The sequence below is a fragment of the Egicoccus halophilus genome (genome assembly GCF_004300825.1).
Classification (GTDB): domain Bacteria; phylum Actinomycetota; class Nitriliruptoria; order Nitriliruptorales; family Nitriliruptoraceae; genus Egicoccus; species Egicoccus halophilus.
In genome coordinates, this window is record NZ_CP036250.1 from 344770 (window position 1) to 365098 (window position 20329).

General features: G+C 72.2%; 23 protein-coding genes. 13 read left to right on the plus strand and 10 right to left on the minus strand.

Annotated features, from left to right (window positions below):
- The first annotated feature begins 362 nt into the window (after nt 1-362).
- From rpmH to ELR47_RS01645, 8 genes are all read left to right on the plus strand, one after another.
- The gene (rpmH, locus tag ELR47_RS01610; protein ID WP_130648299.1) at nt 363-497 is read left to right on the plus strand and encodes a 50S ribosomal protein L34; all 135 of its coding nucleotides are present in this window, start codon (nt 363-365) and stop codon (nt 495-497) included.
- A 5-nt stretch (nt 498-502) separates the two neighbouring features.
- Nucleotides 503-850 (plus strand): ribonuclease P protein component, encoded by a 348-nt coding sequence (rnpA, locus tag ELR47_RS01615; protein WP_205745387.1) that lies wholly within the window; start codon nt 503-505, stop codon nt 848-850.
- 71 nt (nt 851-921) lie between these two features.
- A complete protein-coding gene (gene yidD / locus ELR47_RS19050; protein WP_370469402.1) occupies nt 922-1128 on the plus strand; it encodes a membrane protein insertion efficiency factor YidD in 207 nt (68 codons plus the stop codon).
- 6 nt (nt 1129-1134) lie between these two features.
- On the plus strand, nt 1135-2229 hold the full coding sequence (locus ELR47_RS01625; RefSeq protein ID WP_130648301.1) for a YidC/Oxa1 family membrane protein insertase: 1095 nt from the start codon (nt 1135-1137) through the stop codon (nt 2227-2229).
- Nucleotides 2230-2244: 15 nt separating this feature from the next.
- Complete coding sequence (locus tag ELR47_RS01630) at nt 2245-2946, plus strand: Jag family protein (protein WP_130648302.1); 702 nt, start codon at nt 2245-2247, stop codon at nt 2944-2946.
- A gap of 1782 nt (nt 2947-4728) precedes the next feature.
- Nucleotides 4729-5346, plus strand: a complete 618-nt coding sequence (gene rsmG, locus ELR47_RS01635; RefSeq protein WP_130648303.1) for a 16S rRNA (guanine(527)-N(7))-methyltransferase RsmG — start codon at nt 4729-4731, stop codon at nt 5344-5346.
- A 183-nt stretch (nt 5347-5529) separates the two neighbouring features.
- On the plus strand, nt 5530-6372 hold the full coding sequence (locus ELR47_RS01640; RefSeq protein WP_130648304.1) for a ParA family protein: 843 nt from the start codon (nt 5530-5532) through the stop codon (nt 6370-6372).
- A complete protein-coding gene (locus tag ELR47_RS01645; RefSeq protein WP_205745388.1) occupies nt 6372-7436 on the plus strand; it encodes a ParB/RepB/Spo0J family partition protein in 1065 nt (354 codons plus the stop codon). Before ELR47_RS01640 ends, ELR47_RS01645 begins: the two co-directional genes overlap by 1 nt.
- Nucleotides 7437-7532: 96 nt before the next feature.
- On the opposite strand, the gene rpiA is transcribed toward ELR47_RS01645, so the two are convergent.
- The 4 genes from rpiA to ELR47_RS01665 form a co-directional block, all read right to left on the minus strand.
- Nucleotides 7533-8216: a ribose-5-phosphate isomerase RpiA gene (gene rpiA, locus ELR47_RS01650; protein WP_130648306.1), complete on the minus strand. Its 684-nt coding sequence runs from the start codon at nt 8214-8216 to the stop codon at nt 7533-7535.
- 81 nt (nt 8217-8297) lie between these two features.
- Nucleotides 8298-9056: an HAD family hydrolase gene (locus ELR47_RS01655; protein ID WP_130648307.1), complete on the minus strand. Its 759-nt coding sequence runs from the start codon at nt 9054-9056 to the stop codon at nt 8298-8300.
- Nucleotides 9053-10042 (minus strand): D-alanine--D-alanine ligase family protein, encoded by a 990-nt coding sequence (locus tag ELR47_RS01660; RefSeq protein ID WP_205745389.1) that lies wholly within the window; start codon nt 10040-10042, stop codon nt 9053-9055. The genes ELR47_RS01655 and ELR47_RS01660 overlap by 4 nt, the downstream gene beginning before the upstream one ends.
- 25 nt (nt 10043-10067) lie before the next feature.
- Complete coding sequence (locus ELR47_RS01665) at nt 10068-11303, minus strand: aminotransferase-like domain-containing protein (RefSeq protein ID WP_370469403.1); 1236 nt, start codon at nt 11301-11303, stop codon at nt 10068-10070.
- Between the two features lie 211 nt (nt 11304-11514).
- Here ELR47_RS01665 and ELR47_RS18090 point away from each other — a divergent pair, with 211 nt between their 5' ends.
- From ELR47_RS18090 to ELR47_RS01675, 3 genes are all read left to right on the plus strand, one after another.
- A complete protein-coding gene (locus ELR47_RS18090; RefSeq protein ID WP_165403781.1) occupies nt 11515-11670 on the plus strand; it encodes a hypothetical protein in 156 nt (51 codons plus the stop codon).
- A gap of 6 nt (nt 11671-11676) precedes the next feature.
- Nucleotides 11677-12345, plus strand: coding sequence for a GNAT family N-acetyltransferase (locus tag ELR47_RS01670; protein WP_130648310.1), 669 nt, complete (start codon nt 11677-11679; stop codon nt 12343-12345).
- Between the two features lie 81 nt (nt 12346-12426).
- Nucleotides 12427-13638, plus strand: a complete 1212-nt coding sequence (locus ELR47_RS01675; protein ID WP_130648311.1) for an MFS transporter — start codon at nt 12427-12429, stop codon at nt 13636-13638.
- Here the strand turns inward: ELR47_RS01675 and ELR47_RS01680 are convergent, their stop codons facing one another.
- Nucleotides 13639-14721, minus strand: coding sequence for an N-acetylmuramoyl-L-alanine amidase (locus ELR47_RS01680; RefSeq protein ID WP_130648312.1), 1083 nt, complete (start codon nt 14719-14721; stop codon nt 13639-13641).
- Between the two features lie 129 nt (nt 14722-14850).
- On the opposite strand from ELR47_RS01680, the gene ELR47_RS01685 reads away from it, so the two are divergent.
- A complete protein-coding gene (locus ELR47_RS01685; protein ID WP_130648313.1) occupies nt 14851-15453 on the plus strand; it encodes a trimeric intracellular cation channel family protein in 603 nt (200 codons plus the stop codon).
- 28 nt (nt 15454-15481) lie between these two features.
- Here ELR47_RS01685 and ELR47_RS01690 read toward each other — a convergent pair whose 3' ends face one another.
- The 3 genes from ELR47_RS01690 to trxB form a co-directional block, all read right to left on the minus strand.
- A complete protein-coding gene (locus tag ELR47_RS01690) occupies nt 15482-16105 on the minus strand; it encodes a hypothetical protein (protein ID WP_130648314.1) in 624 nt (207 codons plus the stop codon).
- 141 nt (nt 16106-16246) lie between these two features.
- The gene (trxA, locus tag ELR47_RS01695; RefSeq protein WP_130648315.1) at nt 16247-16570 is read right to left on the minus strand and encodes a thioredoxin; all 324 of its coding nucleotides are present in this window, start codon (nt 16568-16570) and stop codon (nt 16247-16249) included.
- A gap of 74 nt (nt 16571-16644) precedes the next feature.
- A complete protein-coding gene (gene trxB / locus ELR47_RS01700) occupies nt 16645-17646 on the minus strand; it encodes a thioredoxin-disulfide reductase (RefSeq protein WP_130648316.1) in 1002 nt (333 codons plus the stop codon).
- Nucleotides 17647-18044: 398 nt separating this feature from the next.
- Here trxB and ELR47_RS01705 point away from each other — a divergent pair, with 398 nt between their 5' ends.
- Complete coding sequence (locus ELR47_RS01705) at nt 18045-18347, plus strand: hypothetical protein (RefSeq protein WP_130648317.1); 303 nt, start codon at nt 18045-18047, stop codon at nt 18345-18347.
- 76 nt (nt 18348-18423) lie between these two features.
- Here the strand turns inward: ELR47_RS01705 and ELR47_RS18095 are convergent, their stop codons facing one another.
- Together ELR47_RS18095 and ELR47_RS01715 are read right to left on the minus strand one after the other, a co-directional pair.
- The gene (locus tag ELR47_RS18095) at nt 18424-19488 is read right to left on the minus strand and encodes a hypothetical protein (RefSeq protein WP_165403782.1); all 1065 of its coding nucleotides are present in this window, start codon (nt 19486-19488) and stop codon (nt 18424-18426) included.
- Between the two features lie 172 nt (nt 19489-19660).
- Complete coding sequence (locus ELR47_RS01715) at nt 19661-20326, minus strand: RNA polymerase sigma factor (RefSeq protein ID WP_130648318.1); 666 nt, start codon at nt 20324-20326, stop codon at nt 19661-19663.
- Nucleotides 20327-20329 lie beyond the last annotated feature (3 nt).

The window sequence follows — 20329 nt, forward strand, 5'->3', positions numbered from 1 at the left end:
GCGACGTGGGTCTCCGCACGGCGAACGGCCGGGGACCGTACACGCCGGCGCCGCGCGGTCGCAAGGAGTTATCCACACGACGTCGGCCTGCACGCTTCGCGCGCACCGGATGGACAGAACGGTGCGGTTCGTGGTCCACCGATCGAACCGGTGCCACCCGCGCGCCGTGCGGGTTCGCCGGACCGAGGTCGGGCGCCGGACGCCCGCCCGCCGGGCGGCTTGCCCGCCTCGCGCGCAGGGCGGTACGCTCCCTCGCACGTCCTGCCTGCACCGATGCCGGCTCGCGGTCCATCTCTGTCGTTCGGACCGGACCCGTCTCCGCATCGTGTGCACCCATCACCGCACCCCAGGGGGGCCGGTCCGTGAAGCGCACCTTCCAGCCGAACAACCGTCGTCGTTCCAAGAAGCACGGGTTCCGTGCGCGCATGTCCACGCGCGCCGGGCGAGCGATCGTCAAGAACCGGCGGCGCCGTGGCCGCGCATCGTTGAGCGCCTGACCGCCGTGGTCCCCGTCGCGGTCGATCGACTGCGGGAGGGACGCGACATCGCTGCGGTCCTGCGCGGCCGGCGCCAACGCGCCGGCCGCCTCGCCGTGGTGCACGTCCGTACCGACCGGGTGGACGGCCTCCCGCGGGTGGCCGTCGTGGCGTCCCGTCGCGTCGGCACCGCCGTGGCACGCAACCGTGCCAAGCGGCTGCTGCGCGAGGCGGCGCGCCATCTGCCCTGGCGGGCGGGCGTCGACGTCGTGCTGATCGCGCGTGCCAGTTGCGCGGCGAGCCGTCTGGACGCGGTGCACCAGGAGTTGCAGCAGTTGGCCGGTCGACTCGAGGTCCTGGACGTCGCGACGTGAGCGGCGCGACGGCTTCCTCGACCCCCTCGTCGACGTCGACGTTCCGTGACCGGCGGTCGCCGTTGGCGTGGTTGCTGCTCGGCATCGTGGAGTTGTGGCGGGCGACCGCGCCGGTGCGTCAGCCGCGCTGCCGGTTCGCGCCGTCCTGTTCGACCTATGCCGTGGAGGCGATCCGTCGTCACGGAGGTCTTCGTGGCGGCTGGCTCGCCGCGCGTCGGCTGGGTCGTTGTCATCCCTGGAACGTGGGCGGGATCGATCCCGTACCCCCGAGGAAGTAGAACGCTGTGGGTTCGCTCTGGCAGACCATCCGCGACGGGACCATCGGCGCGCTCGACGCGCTGCTGACCCTGCTGCACAACGTCGTCGAGCCCGTCGCCGGGATCCACGCCTGGGGCTGGGCGATCATCCTGCTCACCATCCTGGTCCGCGTGGCGCTGCTGCCGCTGGCGATCAAGCAGACCCGCAGCATGCGTGCGATGCAGGCGCTCGCTCCGCAGCTCAAGGAGATCCAGAAGAAGTACAAGGTCGACCGCGACCTGATGCGCAAGGATCCCGAGCAGTACCGCGCCAAGCGTCAGAAGCTCAACGAAGAGCAGATGGCGCTCTACCAGCGCGAGGGCGTCAATCCGGCGGCGAGCTGCCTGCCGCTGCTGATGCAGGCGCCGATCTTCCTGGCCTTGTTCTGGACGCTGCAGTACGCCGGTCGTGAGGGCGGTGAACTGCTCGGTGCCGAGTTCTACTTCTTCACCGCGGTCGGCGAGGGCGGCCTGGAGATGCTGGTCCGTGGTGCGGGCTGGCCGGGCTGGCTGCTCATCGTGCTGATGTCCGGAACGATGTTCTGGTCGCAGAAGCAGATGATGGCCCGCAACGCCGCCCAGATGGCGGACAACCCGATGGCGCAGCAGCAGAAGTTGCTGCTCTACATCATGCCGCTGTTCCTGGCCTTCATCTCGATCAACTTCCCGCTCGGCATCCTGCTGTACTGGGTCACCACCAACCTCTGGCAGGTCGTGCAGCAGGCGATCATCCTGCGCGAGGTCAAGCACGAGGCCGAGTCGGGCACCCTGGCGGACCACCCCGGTGGTGAGGCGGCCCGTCGCAACAAGCGTGGTGCGGGCAACGGCAACACCAACGGCAAGCGCGGCGGGTCGTCCGGCACCAAGGGCGACGGCGACACGAACGGCAGGCGCGGTGGGTCCTCGGGCACCAAGGGGACCGGCAGTGCCCGCTCGGGTCAGGGCGGCAAGAAGAAGCCCGACGGGCCGTCGCCCAACCGACCCGGGCGAAACGACACCCCACGCGACCAGGGTGGTTCGACCGCGTCGTCCAAGAAGCGCGACCACCTGCCCCGTCGGGGCGGTGGCCAGAACGACAGCTGAACCGAGGAATTCCCGATGAGCCGACGAATCGCTGTCTCCGCCGACTCTCTCGAGCAGGCCCTGACCCGGGCGGTCGCCGAGTTGGTCGACTGCGCGGACGAGAAGGTCGACCTGCAGATCGACGCCCCCGGCGTGGACGACGTCGGCGGACAGATCCGCCTCGAGCTCGACATCGAGGTGCCGCGCCGGGTCGCCGACTCGGAGGGTGAGGGCGACGACGAGCACGCCAGCGACGACGAGGTGGACGCCGTCACGCCCGAGGAGCTCGACGAGGAGGCGGATGCGGCCGCGGACTTCCTCGAGGGACTGTTGGACGCGCTCGAGCTTCCCGGCGACCTGCGGATCCGCGTGCACGAGGACCATGCCGAGGTCGAGGTCGTCGAGATCGGCAGCGGGGCGCTGATCGGTCGTCGGGGGCAGACCCTGGAGGCGATCCAGGAACTGGTGCGGTGCTCGCTGCAGCGCGAGTTCCAGCGGCGGTCCCGGGTGAAGATCGATGCCGAGGGCTATCGATCACGTCGGTTGGAGAAGCTGATCGAGAAGGCCGAGGAGGCCATCGAGGACGTCCTGGACACCGGCGACGCGGTGCGCCTCGAGCCCATGGACGTGTTCGAGCGCAAGGCCGTCCATCACCTGGTTGCCGAGCACGACGGTGTCGCCAGCCGCTCTCAGGGCCGCGAGCCGGCCCGTCGCGTGATCATCGAACCCGAGGACTGACGCGGGCAGCCTGTGCCCGCCTCGGTGACGCGTTTCGGTGCAAGCAGGCCCGGTGCCCTGCCGTCGACCGCCGGGCTCCGGCGTCGGGCGGCGTGCAACGGCGTGGTCGCCGTGCGTGGTTCGCGGAAGCGCCGGGATTCGCGGTATCCGTACCGGCTTGTCAGCGATCCCGGCCCGACGTCTCGTCGCCGAGGCGTGATCGTCGTGCGTCACGCCCCCGGACGTCGGTGGACGACCACCTGGTCGGGCACGGCGGCGCAGCGGGACAGTGCCCCGCGAGCCGTGGTGCGACCGAGTCGGCGGTCCGGGACACCGGGCGTCGCGTCGCCTCCCGGCGCGGCAGTCACGAGGTGGCGGTTCGTCCGGATCGCGGAAGGTGGGCGGGCACGGTCGCAGATCCGGAGTACGGGTCACTCGACGCTTCGAGCTCGCCCCCGCAACGCGTGTCCGGTGGCTCCCGGGCCGGGGAACGGGGCGGGCAGGACACGCTCCGCTCGCAGCCACGCCGAACCGGACCGGGTCGACCTCCCGACGGTCGCATCTCGAGTACGGCCGACGTGTTGCTGCCGCGTCGGTGCGGATGGCCGCGGATCTTATCTTGTTCATATGTCGATGTAACTACAAGTTTGTGTGTCGCTTGCTCCGACAAGTGGGTCGTCCGGTCGAACGACGTCATGAGCGTGCGCGTCGGGGAGTGGGCGAGTTCGACGTCGCCGTGTCGCGTTCTGGCGTCGAAGGCGCATCGGCCCGCTGGGAGTCACGACGGCGGCCAAGGACGCGCGACCGCGCGTGACCTGCGCAAACGCTCCCAGATGGCGCGTGTCGCGTGTTGATCGGTTCGCCCATGGCCGGCCATGCTGTCGTGGGCTCGGGTGCTGCCGAGAACGGATCTCGCCGCGGTGGTTCCCTCGATCACGGCTGTCCCTCCGTTGCACCGGGGATCCGACGACGAGCGGTCGGGCGGATCAGTCATGGCCCGATCGGCTGTTGAGGCTATGGGTCGTCACCTCCGTACAAGGGTTGCAAGATCTCACGCGACCGCCGATGGTTCGCTGAGAGCCCGCGCAGCTCGCGGCCGGATCGCAGACGTTCCTGCGCGCTGCTGGTTCACGCACGAATGTCCCAGTGCCGGTAGTCGCATGGATGCGGACCGGACTGCTTGCACGCCTGGGTTCGTTCGCGCGCTCGGCCTTGGTTCCGCCAGGTCGCTCACACGCCGGTGATCGAGTCTCGTCCGGGGCTCCCTCGCGGCACGATTCTCACGGGTCTTGCCGCTTCCTTTGTCGCCCGGACTCATCCTTCCGGGGTGGACAAGTCTCAGGCCGAGACCGGGAGCAGTTGCCACCGTCCAGAGACCAGACCTGGCCTCCACCAAGGCGCTTCAGGTCGCAGACGCAGACGTCGCCGTTTCACGTGGAACGCCCCCGAAAATGCGCGTTCCACGTGGAACGAGTGCTGTCCGTTGGTTGTGCTCCCAAAAGCTGGGGCAGCCGCTGGGTCACGGAGACAGACCGGAGGAACCGTCGGCAGATTCCGTGCGGAGACAGACCCGACCCGTCGGCCGGTCCGTTGCTGGCCGCCGACAACGCGAAAGTAGATGGGCCTATATATCTATATATCATTTGGAACTCTTGAAGGTGATCCGGCGGCTACCCCCTGCGCAATCGCCAGCACGGGACGTTCCACGTGGAACACGTCACGTCGGTCATCCAAACTTGGACATCTGGGCGATCCCGAACGAGCGCGTCTGGTGCCGGCGACGTCATCGGCTAGGTTTTCGGCATGACGTCGACGATGCCCGACCTTTCCGACCGCCAACGCTCGCAGCTCGAGACGTTCGTGACGGCCGTCGAGCAGAGCCCGCACAATCTCGTCTCGCGCCAGGCGAAGGCGGATCTGCGCACGCGACACCTCTCGGAGTCCCTTCGCTTCGCTCACGGCCTCCCGGCGGGCCCGCGACTGCTCGATGTCGGCTCGGGTGGCGGGTTTCCTGGGATCGTCATCGCCGTCGTTCGCCCGGACCTCCGAGTCGAACTGCTCGAAGCGACGGGCAAGAAGGCGACGTTCCTGCGGAACACCGCCAAGAACCTGGGTCTGCCCGTGATCGTGCACCATGGGCGCGCGGAGGACCTGGCGCGATCCGAGCTGCGGGGCAGGTTCGACCTCGTCACCGCGCGAGCCGTGGCCGCCCTGGATCGGCTCCTCCCCTGGACGATGCCCTTTCTGCGACCCGGCGGTGAGCTCCACGCCATCAAGGGGGCGCGTTGGCGCGAGGAGCTCGAGGCGTCGGACCGCGCCCTGGGGTCACTGGGTGCCGTGGTCGTGGAGACGCCGGATGCGTCGCACGACGTGCGGGAAGATGGCCCGTTCGTGGTTAGAATCGTCCGTTCGTCGACCTGAGGAAGAGCCGTCGTGGCGTGGCAGCCGGAAGCAACACGCAGCGGGGAATCCTTCTCAGAATCCTCCTCAGGAAGCGTCGCCGCACGGAGCTGGCCCCGAAGCGACGCGCCCTCCGTACCGCCGCCTGCCGCGTCCGAGACGGCGCGGACCTCGGAGCCACCCGACCGGTCGCGGAAGGGGGCCGTGGTCTGCGTCGCGAACCAGAAGGGCGGTGTCGGCAAGACCACGACCACGGTGTCACTGGCGGCCGCCCTGGCGGAGCTCGGCGCGCGGGTCCTGCTGATCGACCTCGACCCGCAGGGGAACGCGACCACGGGTTTCGGGCTGCGGGTGGAGGAGGGCGCACCGAGCATCTACCAGGTGCTCGTCGACGGGATGGCGATCCGCGACGCGCGGCTGTCGACGGAGCTGGCCAACCTCGACGTCCTGCCGTCCTCGCTCGATCTGGCTGGCGCCGAGGTCGAACTCGTGCCCGCGTTCTCCCGCGAGCAGCGCATGCGTCGTGCCGTTGAGGACGTCCGGGGCGAGTACGACGTGATCTTCGTCGACTGTCCTCCGTCGCTGGGCCTGCTCACGATCAATGCGCTCGTCGCGGCGGACCAGGTCCTGGTGCCGATCCAGTGCGAGTACTACGCGCTCGAGGGCCTGGGGCAGCTCATGCGCACCGTGCAGCTCGTCGGCGACAATCTCAACCGCGAACTGGCTCTCGGCGGCGTCGTGCTGACGATGTACGACGCGCGGACCAACCTCTCGCAGCAGGTCGTCGACGAGGTCCGGGACTTCTTCGGCGAGCAGGCCTACAGCACCGTGATCCCGCGCACCGTCCGGCTCTCGGAGGCACCGAGTTTCGGGCAGCCGATCACGGTCTTCGACCCCCACAGCCGAGGATCCCGGGCGTACCAACGCCTGGCGCGCGAGGTCGGTGAGCGACTCGGACTCCCCGTCGCCGCACCGCAGAACTCCGCGCTGGACCGCCTGCTCGGTGGTGCGGCCCCGGTGGGCACCGACGACGTGAAGGACGCCTGATGACGCGGCGTGGAGGACTCGGTCGCGGCCTCGCGGCACTGATCCCGCCGGGCGAGGCACCGCCTGCCGGCGTCGGGGCCACCATGGCCGAGGTCCCGATCGAGGCGATCGCGCCCAACCCGCGGCAGCCGCGCGGGGTCTTCGACGACGACGAGCTGCAGGGGCTGGCCACCTCGATCGCCGACATGGGCGTCCTGCAGCCGTTGGTCGTGCGCCCGACGCAGGAGGGTGGGTACGAGCTGGTTGCCGGCGAACGGCGACTGCGGGCCTCGAAGCTGGCCGGCCTCGACCGTGTGCCGGCCGTGGTCCGGCACACCGACGACACCGACCTGCTCAAGGAAGCGCTGGTCGAGAACATCCACCGGGTGCAGCTCAACCCGCTGGAGGAGGCCGCCGCCTACCAGCAACTGCTCGACGACTTCGGTTTCACCCAGGAGGAGCTCGCCTCCCGGTTGGGGAAGTCACGACCTGCGATCAGCAACGCCCTGCGGCTGCTCACGCTGCCGTCGGCGGTCCAGCGTCGCGTCGCCGCTGGCGTGCTCAGCGCCGGACACGCCAAGGCGCTGCTGTCGATCGACGACGAGGCGGACATGGCCCGGTTGGCCGACCGGGTGGTGGCGGAAGGGCTGTCGGTGCGGGCCACCGAGGAGCTGGTGCGCGTCAAGCTGCTCGACCGCGCCGACGACGCGCCGACGGCGAGACCACGTCGACGCCGGATCGTGGCGCCCGGACTGGTGGAGCTCCAGGACGACCTGTCCGACGCCCTGCGCACCCGCGTGCGCATCGCCATGGGCGCCCGCACCGGCAAGCTGCAGATCGAGTTCGCCTCCGTCGACGACCTCGAACGGGTGGTCGCCGTCATCGCGAGAGGGCTCGAGGGGCACGGGACGCCCCTGCCGACCTCGGTCGCACTCGACGACCTGGGCGAGTCGGCCGGCCAGCCGGCGCACGAGCCGGACGCAACCGACGTTCGGCACACCGGCAGCGACACCGACGACGACCTCGATGCCGTGCTCTCGCGGGTCGAACGGCGCCTTCCCGACGGACTCGACCTCGACGGCTGAGGTCGACCGCGGCCTCGGCGCCGTCGGGCGCGTCCCCGTGCGGCGGCGCGCCGGCCACATCCGCGAATGCGGACCCGTGGGCGCCATCGCCCCCGTTCAGGTGCGGTCGGGCCGCGACCGTCGCAGCAGTCCGCCCTCGTCGTCGCCGAGCAACGCCTCGGTCGCCAGGTCGAGGAACAGTCCGTGGGCCGCGACGCCCGGGATCAGCGCGAGTGCCACGTCGGTGACGGCCGGATCGGCGATCCCCGCAGGCATCCGGGCGTCCAGGATGGCGTTGCCGTTGTCGGTCCGGTACGAGCGACCCTCGGCATCGGTCCGCTCGGTCAGTTCGAAGCCCCGCTCGGTCAGCACACGCCCCACCGGTCCGAGCGCGAAGGGGACCACCTCGACCGGGACCGGGAACGTGTCACCGAGCCGGTCGACCAGCTTGTCCCGGGTGGCGATCACGACGAACCGGTCGGCGAGCGCAGCCACCACCTTCTCGCGCAGCAATGCGCCGCCACCGCCCTTGGTCAGCTCCAGCCCTGCGTCGAGCTCGTCGGCACCGTCGACCGCGAGGTCGAGCGCGTCGGTCGTCGCCACGTCGAGCAGACGGATGCCCAGCTCGCGGCAACGTGTCGCCGTCGCCTCGGAGGTCGGGACCCCGGCGACGTCGAGTCCGCGTGCCGCCAGCGCATCGAGGAAGTACGCCACGGTGGACCCCGTGCCCAGGCCCAGTCGCATGCCGTCCTCGACCAGTTCCGCAGCCGCTTCGCCCGCGACCCGTTTCGCCGTGCTCATGCCTGCTCCAACGCTCCGGACGCGCGCGGCGCCCGTCTCGGACGGCCGACGGCGTCGCCGACCGTGGTGACGTCGATCCGGTCAGCCGCGCCACTCCGCCAGCAGCAGTGGCAGCTCGCCCAGCCCTTCGAGCACCAGGTCGATGTCGAGGTCGTCGTCGGGCTCCTGCAGGTGTCCCCAGGGCCCGCGTCGCAGCCAACAGGTGCGCATGCCGAAGGCGGCCGCCGGGGTGACGTCGTTGTCGATGCGGTCGCCGACGTAGAGCACGTCCGAGGGCTCCGGGGCGTCCACCAGACGCAGCACCGAGGCGAAGAACTCCGGGTCGGGCTTCTCGATCCCGAGTTCGTCGGAGGTCGCCAGCCGGTCGTGCGGCAGATCGAGCTGCTGCAACTGGGCGGTGCGGATCGCCGGCTGGTTGCCGGCCAACGCCACCTCGAACCCGAGGCTGCGCAGCTCGGCGAGGCAGGGCCGCACGTCGGGGTACAGATCCTGCTCCTGGAGCCCGCCGAGCCGGCGTTCGTGCTCATCGAGGAACTCTTCCCACACGATGTTCGGCGCCAGGTGCGGGAACACCACGTGGTGGTCCTCGCCCTGGCTGATCGCGGCACCGAGCACCGCGGCGAACGTCAGCGGGGAGACGCCGAGCAGGTCGGCCCAGATCGACCACACCCGCGTCTCGTCGACGAGTACCTCGCCGATGTCGAACACCACGGTCCGCGGTGCGGGCCCGTCCGGGTCCGGCAGGGCGGCCGGCTCGAACTCGAGTTCGCGCAGGTGGTCTTCGACCTCGTCGGGCGGTGGCGCCGCCGACGGGTCGATCGGGATCTCGGAGGTCGTCATCGCCCGCCCCCCGGCGCCTCGTCGACCGGGGCGGCGAGTGGCGCGTGCGTGCGTGGGCCGTCGCCGAGCGCCAGCCCCAGCAGTGTCTCGCACAGCGCGGCGAAGGGCAGCCCGTCCGCCTCGGCCGCCAGCGGCACCAGCGACGTGTCGGTCAGCCCGGGGCAGGTGTCGAGCTCGAGCAGCCAGGGGACGCCGTGCACGTCCACGATCAGGTCCGCCCGGGAGATGTGCCGCGCGCCGATCGCCTCGTAGGCGGCGACGGCGGCCTGCGCACAGGCCGCGGCGACGGGGTCCTCGAGGCGCGCGGGTGCATGGAACTCGGTCGCGCCGGCCGTGTAGCGCGCCGCGAAGTCGTAGGCGCCCTCCTTGGGACGGATCTCGACCGCCGGTAGGGCGCGTCCGTCGAGCACGGTCACCGCCACCTCGGTGCCGGCGACGAACTGCTCGAGCAGTACGGCGTCGGCGTAGCTGAACGCCCCGACGATGGCCTGCGGCAGGGCCGCCGGGTCCTCGACGATGCTCAGGCCGAGCGACGATCCGCCGGTGGCCGGTTTGACGACGACCGGCGTCCCGAGCGCGTCCGCCAGGCGGTCCACCACCGCGACCGCGCCCATCTCCCGGAAGGCCTGCTGGGTCAGGGTGACCCCGCGCGGGGTGGCGATACCGGCACGTCGGTAGATGCCCTGCGCGATCGGCTTGTTCCAGGCCAGCGAGCTGGCGAGCACGTCCGGTCCGGTATAGGACAGGCCGACGAGTTCCAGCAGGGCCTGCACGGTCCCGTCCTCGCCGGCCGAGCCGTGCAACGTCAGGAAGGCGGCATCGAAGCCGCCGCGTTCGAGGACGTGGACGAGCTCTCCGTCGACGTCGACACGGGTCACGTCGTGGCCCCGGTCGGCCAGGGCATCGGCGACCCGGCTGCCCGAGCGCAGACTGACGTCGCGTTCGAGTGAGATTCCGCCGGACAGGACGGCGACGTTCGACGGCACGGGTGCTCTCCTCGTCGAGCAGGCGTCAGCCGAGCGCGCCGCGGCCCTCCTCGGGGCGCGACGCTGCGGCTGGGGCATGTGCACCGTAGACGGCGCGCACCAGGTCGAGCTCGGTCGTGAGCAGCTCACCGAGCCGCTCGACCCCTTCCTCGATGCGTTCCACGCTCGGTTGCGAGAAGCACAGGCGCAGTTGGTCGCCGCCGGACCCGTCGGCGTAGAACCCCCGACCGGGCACGTAGGCGACCCGGTGGTTGATCGCCTTCGCCAACAGGTCCGACGTGTCGACCCCGGCCGGCACGGTCATCCACACGTAGAAGGCGCCCGACGGGCGGGTCCAGGTGATGCCGTCGGGCATGGTCGCGGCCAGCGCGCCGAGCATGGCTTCGGCCTTCTCCTGGTAGACGCCCCGGAAGCGTTTGACCTGCTCGCGCCACGGCTGGGTGGCGAGCCAGCGCTCCACGATCATCTGCGTCAACGTGGCCGGGCACAGGTCCGCGGCCTCGCGCAGGAGCACGAGCTTGTCGCGGATCGGGTGCGGCGCGGCGATCCAGCCGGTGCGCACGCCTGGCGCGAAGGTCTTGGACACCGTGCCCACGTACACGACCCGGTCGGGGACCAGCTGGCGGATGGACGGTTGGATCCGGCCGGCGAAGTCGAGCAGCCCGTACGGGTTGTCCTCGAGGATCAGCAGGTCGTGACGCTCGGCAAGCTCCGCCAGACGCTGGCGGCGCTCGAGGGACAACGACACGCCGCCGGGGTTCTGGTGGTTGGGGATCGTGTACAGCAGCTTGACGCGCCGCTGCTCCTGCGAGAGTCGGAGCAGCAGGTCCTCGAGCGCGTCGACCTGCATGCCCTCGGCGTCCATCGGGACGTGACGGACCTCGGCCTGATGGCTCGCGAGCGCGCTGATGCCCCCGACGTAGGTCGGCCCCTCGGCGATCACGACGTCGCCGGGGTCGACGAAGCACTTCGCGATGAGCTCGAGCGCCTGCTGGCCGCCCGCGGTGACCACCAGGTCGTCGACGTGGGCCGGCACGTGTTCGTGCGCCATGACGTCCACGAGCTGTTCGCGCAGCTCCGGACGTCCCTGCCCGATCCCGTACTGCAGTGCGACCGCGCCGCTCTCACGGACGACCGCCGCGGCCACCGCCTCGGCCGCCTCGAGGTCCAGCGCCTCGACCGCCGGGTTGCCACCGGCGAACGAGACGATCTCCGGCCGGGCGGTCAGGGCGAACAGCGCCCGGATCGCCGAGGCGCTCATGCCCTGCACGCGTTCGGCGTAGCGGGACAGGTAGGGGTCGGTGTCCAGCCGCACGCACGTCTTTCGGATCGTCGGCCCGGTCGGACCGTGCGGGCGCGTCTCCCCGGGTCCGGGGCGCGTGACCGGCGATCTCGCGTGCTCGCCTGCCACGACGACGTCGCCGGTAGCATCGAGCGTAGCGAGCAGCTGGGAACGACATCGGGAGGCGGACATGACCGAGGTCCGGTTGGCTCCTCCGGCGACGCGTCACGTCGCGGCCGGGGGCTGGCGACGCGCCGCGGTGGGGCTGCTCGTCGGGGGCCTCGCCGGGGGGCTGGTCTCGCGGATGCTGCTCCCGGACGGACCGCGCCTGTCCCGGACGGAGTGAGCCGGCGTGTCCCGTCGCGTGATGCCGCTGCACGGTGAGCTCGTCGAGGCGTTGCCGCCCGACTGCCGGACGTGTCTGTTCTGGGAACTGGGTGCGCCCGGGCCTGTCACCGACGGCACCGACGGTGCGAGGGCGTGGACGGACCCGCTCACGCGCAAGCAGGCGTGGGTCTCGGCACTGGCCCACGAGGGCGCCACGGCCGGCCGGGTGGTGCAGGTCGACGGCGTGGTGGTGGCCCACGCGGTCTTCGGCCCCGCCGAGGCGTTCGCCGCGCCGGGGGTCACGGTGCCGCGGCCGGATCCGCGGGCGCTGCTGCTGGCCACCGTGCGGGTCCAGCCACCGTGGCGGGGCCTGGGCCTCGGACGGTTGCTGGTGCAGGCTGCGCTCAAGGAGGCGATCCGGCTCGACCGGCCGGCCGTGGAGGCGTACGGCGACCGTCGCTGGCGCGAACGTCGGTGCCTGCTGCCCGCCACCTGGTTGCTGCACGAGGGGTTCGCGGTGCACGGCGAGCATCCCCGCACGCCGCTGCTGCGGATCGACGCCCGACGCACGGCGCGGTGGGCCGAGTCGCTCGAGCACGCCCTCGAGGAGATGCTGGCCCATCTCCCGCGACGCGTGCGGGCCCCGGTGCCCGTGCCGACGGCCTCCGCGTCGGGAGCGGACCGGGAGCCGTAGCGGGCTACCCTGCCTGGTTCCTCCCGGTGCCGTCGACGCGACGCATCCGGCCACCTCCCTGCCCGCTCCGGGGGTCGACGCGTGCGTGCCTACCGCGACCTGCTCGCTCATCCCGAGGCCCGTTGGCCGCTGATCACCTCGACGGTGTCGCGGCTGACCCCCGGGATGATCGCGTTGGCGCTCGTGCTGCTGCTGCGGGGGTCGGGCTACGGCTTCGCCGCGGCAGGCCTGGTGACCTCCGCACACCAGGTCGGTGTCGGGGTCGGTGCGCCGGTGCAGGGTCGGCTCGCCGACCGGGTCGGTCAGTCCCGGCTGCTGGTGCCCGACGCGGTGCTCTACGCCGCCGGCACGTTCGCGCTCGCGATCCTGGCCGGTCGGGGGTCGGGGGTCGGGCTGCTCGTCGGCATCGCGGTGGTCACGGGCCTGTTCTTCCCGCCGGTCACGGCATGCTCCCGTGTGCTGCTGTCGCGACTGTTCCCGACCGGACGTGGGCGCGAGACGGCGTTCGCGGTGTCGTCGATCGCCGTCGAGCTCGGGTTCGTGCTCGGTCCGCTCGTCGCGGCCGCCCTCGACGTCCGCTACGGCGGTGGGGTCGCCGTCGCCGCGGCCGGTGGTATCGCGATGGTGGGAGCGCTCGGCTATGCCGCCACGGGTGCGGCCCGGCGCGTGCCGCCGCGGGACCCGGGGGTCGCGGTCGGCGGCGCCCTGCGCTCGCCGGGTGTGCGCGTGATGGTGCTGGCCTTCGCCTGCATGGCCGTCGTCTTCGGCGTCATCGACATCGTCGTGCCGGCGGTCGCGGAGCTGGCCGGCTCGCCGCAGTCGGCCGGAGGTCTGCTCGCCGCACTGGCCGGCGGCAGCCTCCTCGGCGGGCTGGTGTACGGCGCCCGCTCGTGGCCGGGCAGCCTGCCGCAGCGGCTGCGTGTCCTGGTGGTGGTGCTCGCGGTCGGCCTGGCGTTGCTGCCGACCGCGCTGGGCTCGTTGCCGGGGTTCGCCGTCGCGTTGTTCCTCGGTGGGCTGTTCCTGGCCCCCACGACCATCTGCGCGTTCCAGCTGATCGACGACCTGGCCATGCCCGGTACGCAGACCGAGGCGCAGTCGTGGACCCAGTCGGGCGTCGTGTTCGGCGTCGCTGCGGGAGCCGCCCTGTCCGGGCTGGCGGTCGACGTGCGCGGACCGGCACTGGCACTGCTCGGTGGCGCCGCGTGCGTGGGCCTCGGTGCCGTGATCATCAACGCCCGCGCCGCGCGGCTGCATCCGCCCCTGCCGGCACCCGTCGAGGGCGCCGGCCGCTGATCACGCCGCCACGGGCTCGCGTGCACCGGTGAGGAACTCGACCAGGGCGTCCACGAGCGCCGAGGCCAGCTCCCGCTGGTAGCCGGGATCCGCCAGGGCGCGACCCTCCTCGGGGTGGGTCAGGAAGCCGGGCTCGACGAGCACGGCCGGTGCCTTGGACTCGCGCAGCAGGGCGGTCGTCGAGGGGTGCGTGCGACAGTTCAGCGTCCCGGTCACCTCGACCACCCGGTCGACGGCCAGTTGCGCCAACCGGCGCCCGCGCTCGGAGACGGCGCCCTGGTGACCGAAGTAGTAGGCAGCCGCACCCCGTGCAGCCGGGGAGCCGAGCCCGTTGCAGTGGATCGAGAGGATCGCCTCGACGTCCTCGCGGTTGGCGTGCTGCGCCCGGTCCGACGGAGTGGGTGAGGTCGCCGGGCCACGCGCCAGGACCACGTGGGCGCCGAGCGCGGCGAGCCGTCCCTCGACCAGCGTGGCGATCGCCCAGGTGACCTGGTGCTCCTCGACCCCGTCGGGGTTGCGGAAGCCGGGCAGCTCGGGACTGTGGCCGGCGTCGACCATGACGCGCACACCGGCGACGGAGTGTCGCGGGGCGTTGCGCAGCTGTTCGCGCTCACGGACGGCGTAGGCCGGGGCCTCCTGGTGGCGGCGGTAGAGCCGGCGCAGCAGGTCGACGGTGTCGGGGCCGGCGATGCCGTCGTTGTTCAACCCGACGTTGAGTTGGAAGTCCCGGACGGCCTCGAAGGTCTGCATGCCGTACAGGCCGTCCTCGTAGCCGGCGTCGAACCCGAGCTGGTTGAGGCGACGTTGCAGGTCGCGGACGTCGTCGCCCTGCAGGACGGGGCGTTTGACGTAGAGCATCCGGTCCCCGAGCCGCCAGGAGGCCCCGACCAGCGCGTGCCAGGTGTCAGGGCCGACCATGCCGTCCGCCGGCAGCCCGCGCTGCTGCTGGAAGGCGCGGACGGCCGCGAGGGTGGTGGCGTCGAACACGCCCCGGTCGTCGTCGCAGGGCAGGCCGAGGTCGCCGAGGCGCTGTTGCACGTCCTCGACCTCGGGGCCGGCGGATCCGAGTTGGATGAGTTCCATGGGAGCGCGTAAGGGTAGGGGGTCCGAGCACCCCGTCGGTCACGTCCGCGGAGACGTCCCGGGGTGCGCGCCGGGGGGTGGCCGGCTTGGATGCGCGCGCCGGCTGGCCGAGAGAGCGGACGCGACGTCATGGAGCAGGCGCTGGTCTACCTCGGGACCGTCACGTTCGCGGTGACGGGCGCGCTGGCGGCGGTACGCAAGCGCTTCGACGTGGTCGGGGTCGTGGTGCTCGCCACGGTGACGGCGGTGGGGGGCGGTTCCATCCGCGACGTCGTGGCCGGCATCGTGCCGCCAGCGTCGCTGCGCGACGAGACCCTGTTGTGGCTGGTGGTCGCGAGCGGCCTGGCGGTGTTCGCCCTCCATCGTTTCGTGCCCACGGGGCGCACGCTGTACGTGTTCGACACCATCAGCCTCGGTCTGTTCGCCGCGCTGGGTGCCGAGCGAGGTGTCGCCGTGGACTTCGGCTTCTGGGGCACCGTCTTCGCCGGTGCCGTCAGCGGTGTGGGCGGGGGCGTCATCCGCGACGTGCTCACCGGGGAGGTACCGGGTGTGCTGTACCGCTCGGGCGACTTCTACGCCACGGCCGCAGCCGCAGGTGCCGCCGTCAGCTACCTGCTGCAGCCGGCCGGGGCGACGGTCGCCCTGGTCGCGGGGGCCGTGGTGACGGTCGGCGTCCGTGTCGGCAGTCGTCTGGTGGGGCTGGAGCTGCCCGTCCCGCGAACGGAGGCCTGAGCGCCGCGCGGGCGGGCCTTCGCCGCGTTCAACCCTCGCGGACCCACACGCCGTCCTCGGCCCGGGAGAAGCCGACCTGGTCGAGGTAGCGCGCGTGGTCGTCGGTCGGCGCCGTCGTGGTCACCCGACGCACTCCTCGCGAGGTGAAGGCGTCCGACTCGATCCACACGAACCGACCCGGACGCAGGTCACGGTGCTCGGCAGTGACGTAGTCGAGCACGACCCGGGCCTCGTGGCCCGTGACCTCGGCCAGCACCACCCCGACCGGGACGGCGTCGCGCAGGACGAGCAGCGCCAGCTGCTCCGGACGGATCCCGGGGAAGTCGGGCTGGAACCGGCGTGCGTCCTCGGCGTGGAAGTCCACGAATCGGCGCAGGACGGGCGAGTCGGGCGACACCTCGACGGCCTCGAACCAGGCGTCGGTCGCGCGGGCGCGCAGCATCCGGCGGAGATGGAACACGTGGATGAAGACGATCGCCCCGTTGGCGATCGCGATGGGGTACGCCTCGATGAGCAGGCCGTAGGCCGTGAACGTGATCGCGCCGGCGAGGCCGATGACGCGCAGGCGCAGGACCGACGTCATGAGCAGGCTGACGACGATCAGGGCCGAGGCGAGATAACCGAGCAACTCGTAGAGCAGTGCGGGGTCCACGACGGGCATCCTGGGTGGTCGGTGCGGGCAGTCGACTGCCCCGGACCGTTGGATCCGGGGCAGTCCACGACACGTGCGTCAGGCCGCGTGCCCGGTGGTGCGCACGCGCAGCCGAGCGGGCACGAGCCGGCCGCGTACGACTCAGCCGACGTAGTCGGAGAGGTCGGCGAGCAGCGCGGACTTGGGCTTGGCGCCGACGATGCGCTTGTCGGGCTGGCCGCCCTTGAAGACCATCAGGGTCGGGATCGACATCACGCCGTACTCGCGCGCGGTGCCCGGGTTCTCGTCCACGTTGAGCTTGAGGACCTTCAGCTGGCCACCGTGCTCGTCGGCGATCTCGTCCACGATCGGACCGACCATGCGGCAGGGGCCGCACCACTCGGCCCAGAAGTCGACCAGGACCGGCGCGTCGGCGTCGAGTACCTCGGTCTTCCACTCACCATCGGTGACGGGGGTGGCACCCATTGTCGTGTGTCCTTCGTCTCGGTGTCGGTTGTTCGTCTGCGAGGAGAACGTGTCGACCCCGGCGGCTATTCCGCTCAGCGGGGGTCGTCGGGAGCGGCCGAGGTGTGCTCGGCGAGGTAGCGCTCGGCGTCGATGGCGGCGCGACATCCGGTGCCGGCCGCGGTGATGGCCTGGCGGTAGATCTGGTCCATGACGTCGCCGCAGGCGAAGACGCCGGGGACGTTGGTCGCGGTCGACGGCTGGTCGACGAGCAGGTAACCCTCCTCGTCGCGGTCGAGCACCCCATCGAACAGCCAGGTGTTGGGGAGGTGCCCGATGGCCAGGAACAGCCCCTCGCAGGGGAAGTCGCGGGTCTCGCCCGTCACCGTGTCGCGCAGCAGCAGCCCGCTGACCTGCCCGTCGGCGCCCTGGACCTCGGCGACCTCGGCGTTCCAGACGAACTCGATCCTGTCGTTCTTGAACGCTCGCTCCTGCATGATCTTGGAGGCGCGCAGTTCGCTGCGTCGGTGGACGACCGAGACCTTGGAGGCGAACTTCGTCAGGAACATCGCCTCCTCCATGGCCGAGTCACCGCCACCGACGATCACGACGTGCTTGTCCTTGAAGAAGAACCCGTCGCAGGTCGCGCAGGCGGACACCCCCGAGCCCCACAGCTCCGTCTCCCCGGGGACCTCGAGCCGGCGCGGCTTGGCACCCGTGGCGACGATGAGCGACCGCGCGGCGATCGTGCGTCCCGACGCGGTCGTCAGGGCCTTGACGGGACCCTCGAGGTCGACCGAGGTGACGTCCTCGGTCACGAAGCGGGTGCCGAAGCGCTCCGCCTGGGCACGCATGCCGAGGATCAGCTCCGGCCCCATGATCCCGTCCGGGAACCCGGGGAAGTTCTCCACGTCGGTGGTCAGGGTGAGCTGTCCACCGGTCGGGCCGCCGTCGACGACACCCTCGACGAGCAGGGGTTCGAGGTTCGCCCGGGCGGTGTAGAGCGCGGCGGTCAGGCCGGCGGGACCGGACCCGATGATCACGACGTCGTGGACGCGCGTGTCGTCGTCGGAGGCGAGGCGGTCGATCTCGGACATGCGGGCACCACCTGGAGCGGTCGGGCACGGTCGGGGCGAGCGAGGTCGTGCGTCGTGTGGAGACGCGTCGGGCGTCGTCCGGGAGCCTAAACGGCCGGACCCGGATCTGGCATTCCCGGATCGGCGGGCGGTTGCCTACCCTGCCGGCCGTGGACGCCGTGACCTGCCCCCGCCATCCCGACGTCGAGACGCGGTTGTCGTGCTCGGCGTGCGACACGCCGATCTGTGCCGGCTGCGGTGTCGAGGCAGCCGTGGGCTACCAGTGCCCGGACTGTGCTCGGCAGCGTGGCGGTGACACGGCTCCGGACCGTCGTCGTGCACCGGGTCGCGACCGTCGTCGTCCCGGCGACGGGTCGCCGTCCGGTCCCCGGCTGCCGGCCGGCACGCTGGCCCGCGCCGTGGCGATCGGTCTCGCGGCCGCGGTGGCCGGAGGGCTGCTGCTCGGTCCCATCCTGCTCGGTGGGGCGTTCTTCCTGATCTCGGCCGGTGTCATCGGTTGGTGCGTCGCCCGGGCGGTCTACTGGGCCACCGAGGAGGCCAACTCCCCGTTCGTCCGGGCCTGGGCGTTGACGGCGGCGGGGTTCAGCGTCGCGGTGGGGTTGGTCACCGCGAGCGCCCCAGGGACGGCCGCGAGCGAACTTGCCTACCTCGCCTTCCCCGCCGCGATGTACGGCGGATGGATCGTGGTCCGACAGCGGTGAGACCGCAGGCGCCGGGCCGCTCGGTCCGGTCCGCGTCCGTGCGCCCCGCCCGCTGCGGCCCGGGCGGGTCGGGTGGTCACTCCGCGATGGCGAGCACGTCACAGGTGTCGGCGGCGAGGGCCACGACCAGGGGACGCTCGTGGCGTCCGCTGGCGGGGTCGAGGGTGACGCCGGCGATCACGACCGCCGATCGGCCGTCGAGCGTGCCGACGTCGACGTAGGCCGGGATCGCGTCCGGTACGGCCTGGGCCAGCTGCGGCACGCAGCGACCGGCGGCGTCGAGCGTGGTGCCGTCGACCGGACCGACGACGGCGATCGGCACCTCGGCCGCGTCCGGCGCGGCGTACGCCTCGGTCCACACGGTCGCGAGCCGCGCGCCGGCGCCGGCGTCGAGTGCGCGAGCGGCGAGGACGGCGACCTCCGGGACGGCGGCGAGCTCCGGCAGCTCGGCGCGTCCGTAGGTCCCCCCCGCGGTCAACGTCGGGAGCTCGCCGGGCGCCGTGCCCGTGGTCGCCTCCTCGGTCGCGTCGGCGGCCCCCGCGCCGGCCGCGTCACCGGCCCGCTCCTGCGGAGGCGCGTCGGCCGCCGCGTCGGCGGACTCCTCCTCGGGGGCGTCGGCGTCGTCCGCCGCGGGCGCGTCCTCGGCCGGGGCCTCCATCGTGGCGATCCCGTCCTCGGTCGCGTCCAACTCGGTGGTCTCCTCCGGCAGTGCGAGGTCGGTGGCGGCGGTGTCGCCCCCGCCGGCACCGAGACCGGCCAGTCCGGCGACCCCGGCCACGACCACCACCGCGGCGGCGACCCCGGCCACGGCGGTCCACCGCGACGCCGATCGGCGGGCGGCGAGCTCGTCGCGGCGTCCGAGCTGCGCCTCTGCGCCGGCCCGGGGATCGGGCGCGGACCGGTCGACGGGCGGGGTGAGGACGGCGTCGAGCTCGGGAGCGAGCCGGGCACGCAGTCGGTCCTCGAAACCCTCGGGAAGTGCGGTTGCGGGCAGCGCCGCCAACGCCGCGTCCGCGCGTCGCGCCGCGTTGAGCTGCGCGCGCAGCGCGGCGTCCCGGGCGAGTTCCGCCTCGAAGGCGGCGCGCTCGTCCGGGGTCGACGCGTCCGACAGGTAGTCGGCGATGCGCTGGGCGGGATCCACGGGGAGGTTCGTTCCTGGGGGTGATCGGCGCGTTCGTCGCCGGCCGGGCACACGGCCACTGGTCGGCACCCTGGGGCGCGGTGGGACGTTGCGAGGCCTCCGGGGGTTGCACGACGGGCGCGTCGTGCGCGGCCGGGAGACGCAGCCGGGCGGGACGGTGAAGCAGCGGTGGTCAGGCCGGAGGGCCGCGCGTCTGCAGGTCCGACGCGGGGGGACGTCGGTCGGCGGGTGCGTCGTCCGCAGCGCGGGCGGCGGGTGAGCGCGGGTCGGGCTCCTCGCGCAACAGTTCGCCGAGACGGACCCGGGCGCGCGAGACCCGGCTCTTGACCGTGCCCACGGGCAGGTCCGCGGCCGCGGCCGCCTCGGCGTAGGTCAGGCCCTCCACGGCGACCAGCAGCAGCAACCGGCGCGAGGTCGCGTCGAGCTCGGCCAGCGCGGTCTGCAGGGTCGAGGCGGTCTCGCGGGCCGTGAGCACGTCCTCGGCCGCCCGGTCGCCGCCGACGGCCGCGACGTCGTCGACCGGGGTCGAGGGGCGCCGGGCGTCGTAGCGCACGTGGTCGGTGCACACGTTGCGGGCCACACGGTAGAGCCAGGTCGACAGCTTCGCGTCGCCGCGGAAACCGGCCGCTCCCCGGGCGAGCCGCACGAAGGTCTCCTGGGCGGCGTCCTCGGCGTCCGAGGGAGCACCGAGCACCTGCAGGCACACCGCGAACACGCGCCGCTGGTAGCGGTGGACCAGTTCGGTGAACGCGGCCTCGCGCGGGCCCGCGGGCAGCGCCGCGTCGTTGAAGCGGGCGAGCACGGCCTCGTCGCTGTGCTCCGCCAACGGTCCGTTCATGGC